Below are 8,159 nucleotides of genomic sequence, written 5' to 3'. Positions count from 1 at the left end.
CGCCAGGCGGCGTCGATGTCGCTGGCCGCCTCGGCGATCCGGATCTTGGCGAACGGATCGTCCTTGGCCTTCTCGCCGGCGAAGGCGGCGCGGACGCGCTTGCCCTGGTGCTCGACGTGTGCGTCGTAGGCGCCGTAGGCCATACCCACGATCGGGGTCGAGATGGTGGTGGGATGGATTGTGCCCCACGGCATCTTGTACACCGGGGCGGTGTTCGTCTCATACCCGCCGGCGGTGCCGTCGTTCATCGCCTTGTAGGACAGGAAGCGGTGCTTGGGCACGAACGCGTCCTTGACGATGACGGTGTTGCTGCCGGTGCCGCGCAGGCCGACGACGTTCCAGACGTCGTCGATCTTGTAGTCGCTGATCGGGATCAGGAAGCTGCCGAAGTCGACCGGCCGGCCGTCCTTGATCACCGGGCCACCCAGGAAGGCCCAGGTGGCGTGGTCACAACCCGAGGACCAGTTCCAGGCGCCGTTGACGATGTAGCCGTCGCCGGCCTCGCTCACGGTGCCGGCACCCATCGGGGCGTAGGAGGAGGAGATCCGAACCGAGGTGTCCTCGCCCCAGACGTCTTCCTGGGCCTGCTGGTCGAACAGCGCCAGGTGCCAGTTGTGGACACCGATGATGCCGGCGACCCAACCGGTGGAACCACAGGCACTGGCCAGCCGCCGGACCGCCTCGTAGAAGACCGTCGGGTCGCACTGCAGGCCACCCCACTGTTCGGGCTGCAGCAGCTTGAAGAAACCGATGTCTTCCAGCGCCTTCACGTTCGCATCGGGCAGTTTGCGCAGATCCTCGGTCTCCTGAGCGCGCTCACGCAGCGTAGGCAGCAGTTCATCGATGCCGGCCAGAACCGCCTGCACGTCACGCTGTTCAATGGATGTCACGGAAATGCCTCCCAAGATTCGGACTGCGATAAGCGCGAGCTGACCGCCTAGACAGAGATTAGAACACGTTACGATTTGTGTCGAGCAGGGCCTTGTAATGCGGGGCTGGACCTGGGCAAGTACGTTTTTGTAACATGTTCTAGTTATGAGTGATGAGAGGGTCCAGCCGTGACTGATGAGCCATTGGGCAGCCATGTGCTCGAACTGCAGGTGAGTGCGGTCATCGAGGAGACGGCCGACGCGCGGTCCCTGGTGTTCGCCGTCCCCGAAGGTTCGGACATCCCCGCCGACCGGTTGCGCTACGCCCCGGGGCAGTTCCTGACCCTGCGGGTACCGAGCGATCGCACCGGCTCGGTGGCCCGCTGCTACTCGCTGTCCAGCTCGCCGGTGACCGACGATCAGCTGACCGTCACGGTCAAGCGAACCGTCGACGGCTACGCGTCAAACTGGCTGTGCGACAACGCACACGCCGGGATGCGGATGCACGTGCTGGCCCCGTCCGGGACGTTCGTGCCCAAGAATCTCGACAGCGACTTCCTGCTGCTGGCCGCGGGCAGCGGTATCACCCCGATGATGGCGATCTGCAAGTCCGCGCTCGCCGAGGGCAGCGGCAACGTCGTCCTCGTCTACGCCAACCGCGACGAGAACTCGGTCATCTTCGGCGCCACCCTGCGCGAACTGGCCGCCAAATACCCCGACCGATTCACCGTCGTGCACTGGCTGGAGACCGTGCAGGGGCTGCCCAGCCCCGCCGCGCTGGCCGGGCTCGTCGCGCCCTACGCCGCTCGCGAGGCCTTCATCTGCGGGCCCGGACCGTTCATGGCCGCGGCCGAGCAGGCGCTGCAGCAGGCCGGTGCCGCCGACGAGCGCATCCACATCGAGGTGTTCAAGTCGCTGGACTCCGACCCGTTCGCCGCCGTCGTGATCGAAGAAGACGACAGCGACCAGGGGCCGGCCACCGCGATCGTCACCCTGGACGGCACCACCCACGAGGTCCGCTGGCCGCGCTCGGCCACGCTGCTCGACGTCCTGCTCGACAAGGGCCTGGATGCGCCGTTCTCCTGCCGCGAAGGCCACTGCGGCGCATGCGCGGTACTCAAGAAGTCCGGAGACGTCGAGATGAAGATCAACGACGTGCTCGAACCCTCCGATCTCGACGAGGGCCTGATCCTGGGTTGCCAGGCCACGCCGGTGTCGGATTCGGTCGAAGTCACCTACGACGAGTAACGAGCGGATACCTTTCTTGACGATGACGATCAACAGGCTCCCCGCAGCGAGCGCGGCAGCAGTGCTGACCGCGGCGGCGCTGACGTTCCCCACGTCGGCCACGGCGGCCGCGAACTCGGCCGTCACCTCGGTCCCGAGCCCCCAGGGCACGATCGAGATGCACGTCAACGCCGACTGCGCGGGCACACAGTGCACGTTCAACACGCAGGCCAACCTGCTGACGCCGGACGGCCCCATCGGTTTCCCGGGTGACGCGTGGGCGCGGCAGACCATCACTCTGCGCAGCACGAACAAGGACACCTGGCAGGAGGCCTCGTACAGCGCGCCGGCCGGGATGCCCCGGGAGATCAAGGGCTCCAATCACGACAACGTGCTGTCGAAGCTGTACCGGTCGGTCAACAAGGTCGAGATCTCGGCGACCTACTTCGGCGGCGGACCGATCGAACGGTTCCGCGTCGAGGGCGTGTCGACCCCCACCGAGTGGCGCACCGGCCAGCCCAACACGAAGGACCAGTTCATCATCTGCTCAGTGATCCAGGTGGTCTTCGGAGGGGTCAACCTCACCACGCCGACCGCCTGCACCCAGACCGGGTTCTGAAGCCTGTCCAACCAGCGCTAAGCCGGGATCTTCGCGCGGTCGAGGCCGTCGAGCACCGCCTGCGTCGTCTGCTCCGCGGTCATGGCTGAGGTGTCCAGCCACAGTCCCAATCGAGGCGTCGTCGACCGAATCGTCTCGACGAAACCCGTGCAGTCCCAGTCGGTGTCGTAACCAACCTTGTTGCGCGCGTGCTCCCGCTGCGCGATGACCTCCGGGGCAGGATCGAGTACCACTACGAACAGCGGACGGGTCCGAAGCATGCCGACGACATCGGCCAGGTACGGGCCGACGATGATGTCCTGCCAGATCGTCACGAAGCCCGCCTCGGCGTATGCGTCGGCGCTCGCCGCCCCGAGCCGATAGCGCAGCGAAAGTTGCGCCTGCGCTTCGGAGCTCATCTGCTCGGTCGGCTCCGCCCGGCCACCGACGACGAAACGGCGAAATACGTCTCCGCGCACGTGCGCCGATCGCTCGAACCGTTCGGCCAGTAGCTGCGCCACAGTGGATTTACCCGACGCCATTGCACCGGTGACGACGATGATCACGCCTTGGAGGTTAGTGACCTACCGCGGCAGGCCCAGCAACCGCTCACCGGCGAGGGTCAACAGGATCTGCTCGGTGCCGCCCGCGATCGTCAGGCAGCGGGTGTTGAGGAAGTCGTGCACCTCACGGTTGCGCACCGCACCCCCGCCGTCGGACAGTTCCAGCCGGAACTCCGCCAGCGTCTGGCGGTAGCGCACACCGATCAGCTTGCGGGCGCTGGCCTGCGCACCGGTGTCGTGACCACTGACCGCCAGCTGGGCGATCCGCTGATCCAGCAGCGAACCCACCTGGGCCGTCAGGATCAAGCCGCCGAGGCGGTCCAGATCGGCCGGGTCGACGTCGGGCTGCGCGCCGAGGGTGCGCAGCAGTTCCTCCATCGGATTGCCCAGCGCAGTCCCGCCGGCCATCGCCACCCGCTCGTTGGCCAGCGTGGTGCGGGCCAGCCGCCAGCCGTCGTTGACAGTGCCCACCACCATCTCGTCGGGCACGAACACGTCGTCGAAGAACACCTCGTTGAACAGCTCGTCGCCGGTGATCTCCCGCAGCGGGCGGATCTCGATGCCGGGTGTCTTCATGTCGATCAGGAAGTAGGTGATGCCCTTGTGCTTCGGGGCGTCGGCGTCGGTACGCGCCAGGCACACGCCCCAGTGCGCCTTCTGCGCCGCCGAGGTCCACACCTTCTGGCCGGTCAACTTCCAGCCGGGCTCACCGTTGGGGCCTTCTGCGCGAACAGCTTTCATGCGCAGGGCGGCCAGGTCGGAACCGGCGCCCGGCTCCGAGAACAGCTGACACCAGGCCAGGTCACCGCGCAGCGTGGCCGGTACGAACTGGTCGATCTGCTCGGCGCTGCCGTGCTCCAGGATGGTCGGCACCGCCCACCAGCCGATCACCAGATCCGGGCGCTCCACCTCGGCCGCCGCGAGCTCCTGATCGATCAGAAGCTGCTCGGCCGGAGATGCGTTGCGGCCGTAGGGACGTGGCCAGTGCGGGGCCAGCAGCCCGGACTCGGCCAGGGCCACCTGGCGCTTCTCCACCGACAGTGCGGCCACCTCGGCGACCGCGGCACTGATCTCCGGGCGCAGCTCCGCCACCGACTCCAGATCGATACGGAGCTCACGGCGCACACCCTGCTGGGTCAGCGCGGAGACCCGGCGGATCCACCGGCGCCGGCCACCGAGGGCATGCGAAATCCCGTATGCGCGACGCAGATACAGATGCGCCTCGTGCTCCCAGGTGATGCCGATACCGCCGAGCACCTGGATGCAGTCCTTGGCGTTGGCCTCGGCCGCGTCCACACCCGCGGCCGCCGCCACCGCGGCGGCGATCGACAGCTGGGAATCATCGGATTCGGACACCGCGCGTGCCGCGTCGGCCGCCGACACCGAGACCTGCTCGGAGCGCAGCAGCATCTCGGCACACATGTGCTTGATCGCCTGGAAACTGCCGATCGGCTTGCCGAACTGCTCGCGCACCTTCGCGTACTCGGTGGCGGTCTGCAGGGTCCACCGCGCCAGGCCGGCGGCCTCAGCGGCCAGGACGGCGGCGGTGATGTCCTCGAACCGCTGCCGTGAGACGTCGAGCACCTGCGCGGGCGCCGAATCGAGCGTGACCCGGGCCAGTGGCAGCGAGAAGTCCGTGGCGGTGAGCAATTCGACGCTCACCCCGGCGGCACTCCCGTCGACCAGGACCACGCGGTCCCCGGCCGGAAGGAGCAACACCCCGGCGGCATCCGCGCCCAGGACGTGCTCGGCGGTGCCCGAGACGGTGCCGGTTTCGAAGTCACCGGACAGCGTCAGGTCCGCGCTCAGCGCCGCACCGGCGGTGCGCTCACCCGACACGAGGGCCTCCAGCACGGCCTCATCGGTCACGACCAGGGTGGCCAGGGCAGTGGTGGCCACGGGACCGGGCACCAGCGCCGCGGCGGCTTCGTCGACCATCGCGCACAGGTCCTCGACCGTGCCGCCGGCGCCACCCTGCTCCTCCGGGACCGCAACGCTGAAGATCCCTAGTTCGGCGAGACCCTGAAACGGCCTGCGCCATGCATCGGCATCGTTTTCGCCGGATCGGACCGCCGCGGCGGTGTCGGTTGAGCCAGCCCAGCTCCTTACCAGGTCACGGGCGGCAAACTGCTCGTCGGTGATGGTGGCGGATGCGCCGGCCATGGTGGACCTCCTAGCCCCTAAAGCGAGAAGTCCGTGCTTCCCACTAGAACGTGTTCTAATGGTGACAGTGTTCGACCGTCAAGTCGACCCGCATCACAGCAGGACACGTCCGTGTGTTTACCGGCGCGGAGGTGCGTAGAAGGAGATCGCCGTGCGTATCGTTTTCGTCAAGGTACGCGACGAGAGGGGGCCACACACCGCATGTCCAGCGCACCACAGCAGGCAGGCAGCGAATCGTCCGCTTCGGACACCCGACCGCGTGAGGTTCTGAACGTGGCTGTTCTCGCCGAATCCGAACTCGGCTCAGAAGCACAGCGGGAGCGCCGCAAGCGCATCCTGGACGCAACCCTGGCCATCGCATCCAAGGGCGGCTACGAGGCCGTCCAGATGCGCGCGGTGGCCGAGCGCGCCGATGTCGCCGTCGGCACCCTCTACCGCTACTTCCCGTCCAAGGTCCATCTGCTGGTGTCGGCCCTCGGCCGGGAGTTCGAGCGCATCGACGCCAAGACCGACCGGGCCGCACTCGCCGGCGGCACGCCCTACCAGCGGCTGAGCTTCATGGTCGGCAAGCTGAACCGGGCCATGCAGCGCAACCCGCTGCTCACCGAGGCCATGACGCGGGCCTTCGTCTTCGCCGACGCCTCGGCGGCAGGCGAGGTCGACCACGTCGGCAAGCTGATGGATTCGATGTTCGCCCGGGCCATGAGCGACGGCGAGCCGACCGAGGACCAGTACCACATCGCGCGGGTCATCTCGGACGTGTGGCTTTCCAACTTGCTGGCCTGGCTGACCCGGCGGGCCTCGGCCACCGACGTCAGCAAGCGACTGGACCTGGCCGTGCGGCTGCTGATCGGCGCTGAGGACAAACCTAAGATCTAGCGGGTGAGCCTTCCCGCCGAACTCCAGGACGCATTGGCCCGGGCCGCACAGGCACCACGGCTACTGATCACTTCGGATTTCGACGGCACCCTCGCGCCGATCGTCAACAACCCCGCCGACGCGCGCCCGTTGCGCGACGGCGCTGACGCGCTCGTGGCGTTGTCTCAGTATCCGGACACCTCGACCGCGCTCATCTCCGGCCGCGCACTGGAAGTACTGCGGGAGCTGTCGGGGATGCCCGCGGCCGTGCACATGGTCGGCAGCCACGGCGCCGAATTCGACTCCGGATTCGCCCACCCCATCGACCGTGCCCTGCTCGATCGGATCGCCGCCGAACTCACCGCGATCGCCGCCATCCGGCCCGGGGTGACCGTCGAAGTCAAACCCGCCAGTGTGGCCCTGCACGTCCGCAACGCCGAGGCCGGCGACGCCGAAGCCGCGTGCGCGCAAGCACTGCGATCCGCACAGGCGTGGGATGCCCAGCTGACCAAGGGCAAGGCGGTGCTCGAGTTCGCGGTCATCACCACCGACAAGGGCGAGGCGATCGACATCCTGCGCGACGAGCACCGGGCATCGGCGGTGATCTACTTCGGCGACGACGTCACCGACGAGAAGGCGTTCCGCCGGCTGCGTGACGGCGACGTCGGCGTCAAGGTGGGACCGGGCGAGACGCTCGCCGAATACCGGGTCGACGAGCCCGAAGATGTTGTGGCAGCACTGAAGTACCTGCTGGACGCGCGCCGCTCCGTCGAAACGGATTAGGCCGGCGGGCCCGACGTCCGGCCGCGCACCACTTCGGTGGGGAGCACGTCGATCACCGGCAGCCCGTCCCGCGGCGGATTGTGCAGCAACTCGCCGGCCCGTCGCCCCTTGGCCACACTGGACTGCACCACGGTGGACAGACCGCGGCGCAACGCTTCGGGCACCCCGTCGAAACCGGTCACCGTCATCTCCCCCGGCACGTAGATGCCACGCGAGCGCAGATAATCCATGGCCGACAGCGCCAGCACATCGGCGGTGCACATCAGCGCGGTGATACGGGGATTGGCATCCAGCGCCACCTCGGCAGCCGCCCCTCCGGACGTCGGCAGATGGTCGTAGCTCTCCACCACCGTCAGCCGGTCCGGCGCGAGACCGGCGGCCGTCATCGCGTCGTACACACCGTGAATCCGCTCGCGCTGCACATGGAAATGCGGTGACAACACCCGATCTGGGTCTGCCAGTGCGGGTTTCGTGCCCTCGTGCGGCCACTCCCGGCCCAGCCGCATGGTCAGCAGGCCGATGTCGCGGTGGCCCAGGTCCAACACATGCTCGGCGAGCCGGCGCATCCCGCCGCGATCGTCGATGCTGACCCGCGACACCCCGGGAACGTCCTTGGGTTGATCCACCACCACGACCGGCAACTGGCGCTGACGCACCACCGGCAGATAGGGATCGTCGTCGGAGGCCGAATACACCACGAATCCGTCGACGCCCGCCGAGAGCACCGCCGCCGAACCGTCCTCGAAACTGCGGTTGGGTCCGATCGCCACCAGGAGCAGCCCCTGCCCCACCGCCTCGCAGGATTCGGCAAGTCCGGCAACGAAATCCAACGCCGCGGGATCGCTGAACGAATAGTTCAGTGGCTCGGTGATGATCAACCCGACCGCGCCGGCCCTGCGGGTCCGCAGGGAGCGCGCCACCGGGTCGGGCCCGGCATAGCCCAACCGCTTCGCCGCATCGAAGATCCGGTCGCGAAGCTCGGCGGACAACTGGTCAGGACGGTTGTAGGCGTTGGAGATGGTGGTCCGCGAAACCTTGAGTTCAGCCGCCAAGGAAGCCAGGGTGGCCCGCCGTGGCGGGTGGGGACTCCTCGGCATG

Annotated in this window: 8 protein-coding genes; 4 read left to right on the top strand and 4 right to left on the bottom strand. The window is 67.8% G+C overall.

Annotation, left to right across the window (positions count from 1 at the left end):
* On the bottom strand, window positions 1-890 hold an 890-nt coding region (gene hsaA, locus ACZYZ7_RS17570), incomplete at its 3' end, for a 3-hydroxy-9,10-secoandrosta-1,3,5(10)-triene-9,17-dione monooxygenase oxygenase subunit (protein WP_463741410.1).
* Window positions 891-1,058: 168 nt separating this feature from the next.
* Here hsaA and ACZYZ7_RS17565 point away from each other — a divergent pair.
* Together ACZYZ7_RS17565 and ACZYZ7_RS17560 are read left to right on the top strand one after the other, a co-directional pair.
* Window positions 1,059-2,117, top strand: a complete 1,059-nt coding sequence (locus ACZYZ7_RS17565; protein WP_450072439.1) for a 2Fe-2S iron-sulfur cluster-binding protein — start codon at window positions 1,059-1,061, stop codon at window positions 2,115-2,117.
* A gap of 28 nt (window positions 2,118-2,145) precedes the next feature.
* Window positions 2,146-2,715, top strand: coding sequence for a hypothetical protein (locus ACZYZ7_RS17560; RefSeq protein ID WP_450072451.1), 570 nt, complete (start codon window positions 2,146-2,148; stop codon window positions 2,713-2,715).
* Window positions 2,716-2,732: 17 nt separating this feature from the next.
* On the opposite strand, the gene ACZYZ7_RS17555 is transcribed toward ACZYZ7_RS17560, so the two are convergent.
* Both ACZYZ7_RS17555 and ACZYZ7_RS17550 read right to left on the bottom strand, forming a co-directional pair.
* The gene (locus tag ACZYZ7_RS17555; protein WP_286175177.1) at window positions 2,733-3,260 is read right to left on the bottom strand and encodes an AAA family ATPase; all 528 of its coding nucleotides are present in this window, start codon (window positions 3,258-3,260) and stop codon (window positions 2,733-2,735) included.
* Window positions 3,261-3,278: 18 nt separating this feature from the next.
* A complete protein-coding gene (locus ACZYZ7_RS17550; protein WP_450072438.1) occupies window positions 3,279-5,420 on the bottom strand; it encodes an acyl-CoA dehydrogenase family protein in 2,142 nt (713 codons plus the stop codon).
* A gap of 273 nt (window positions 5,421-5,693) precedes the next feature.
* Between ACZYZ7_RS17550 and kstR the strand changes: the two genes are divergently transcribed.
* Entirely contained in the window at window positions 5,694-6,299 is a 606-nt protein-coding gene (gene kstR, locus ACZYZ7_RS17545; protein WP_164480958.1) for a cholesterol catabolism transcriptional regulator KstR, read from the top strand.
* A 3-nt stretch (window positions 6,300-6,302) separates the two neighbouring features.
* Complete coding sequence (gene otsB / locus ACZYZ7_RS17540; protein ID WP_135458884.1) at window positions 6,303-7,061, top strand: trehalose-phosphatase; 759 nt, start codon at window positions 6,303-6,305, stop codon at window positions 7,059-7,061.
* On the opposite strand, the gene ACZYZ7_RS17535 is transcribed toward otsB, so the two are convergent.
* Window positions 7,058-8,158, bottom strand: coding sequence for a LacI family DNA-binding transcriptional regulator (locus tag ACZYZ7_RS17535; protein ID WP_135458886.1), 1,101 nt, complete (start codon window positions 8,156-8,158; stop codon window positions 7,058-7,060). The genes otsB and ACZYZ7_RS17535 overlap by 4 nt on opposite strands.
* Window position 8,159: the final 1 nt, after the last annotated feature.

Source organism: Mycobacterium sp. IDUB_17, assembly GCF_055419465.1.
This window is presented reverse-complemented; position numbering and strand designations above follow the sequence as displayed.

Bases quoted from the DNA above. Each gene is read 5' to 3' on its own strand.
- ACZYZ7_RS17550 (WP_450072438.1), bottom strand. From the start codon at position 5,420: ATGGCCGGCGCATCCGCCACCATCACCGACGAGCAGTTTGCCGCCCGT.
- ACZYZ7_RS17535 (WP_135458886.1), bottom strand. From the start codon at position 8,158: ATGCCGAGGAGTCCCCACCCGCCACGGCGGGCCACCCTGGCTTCCTTG.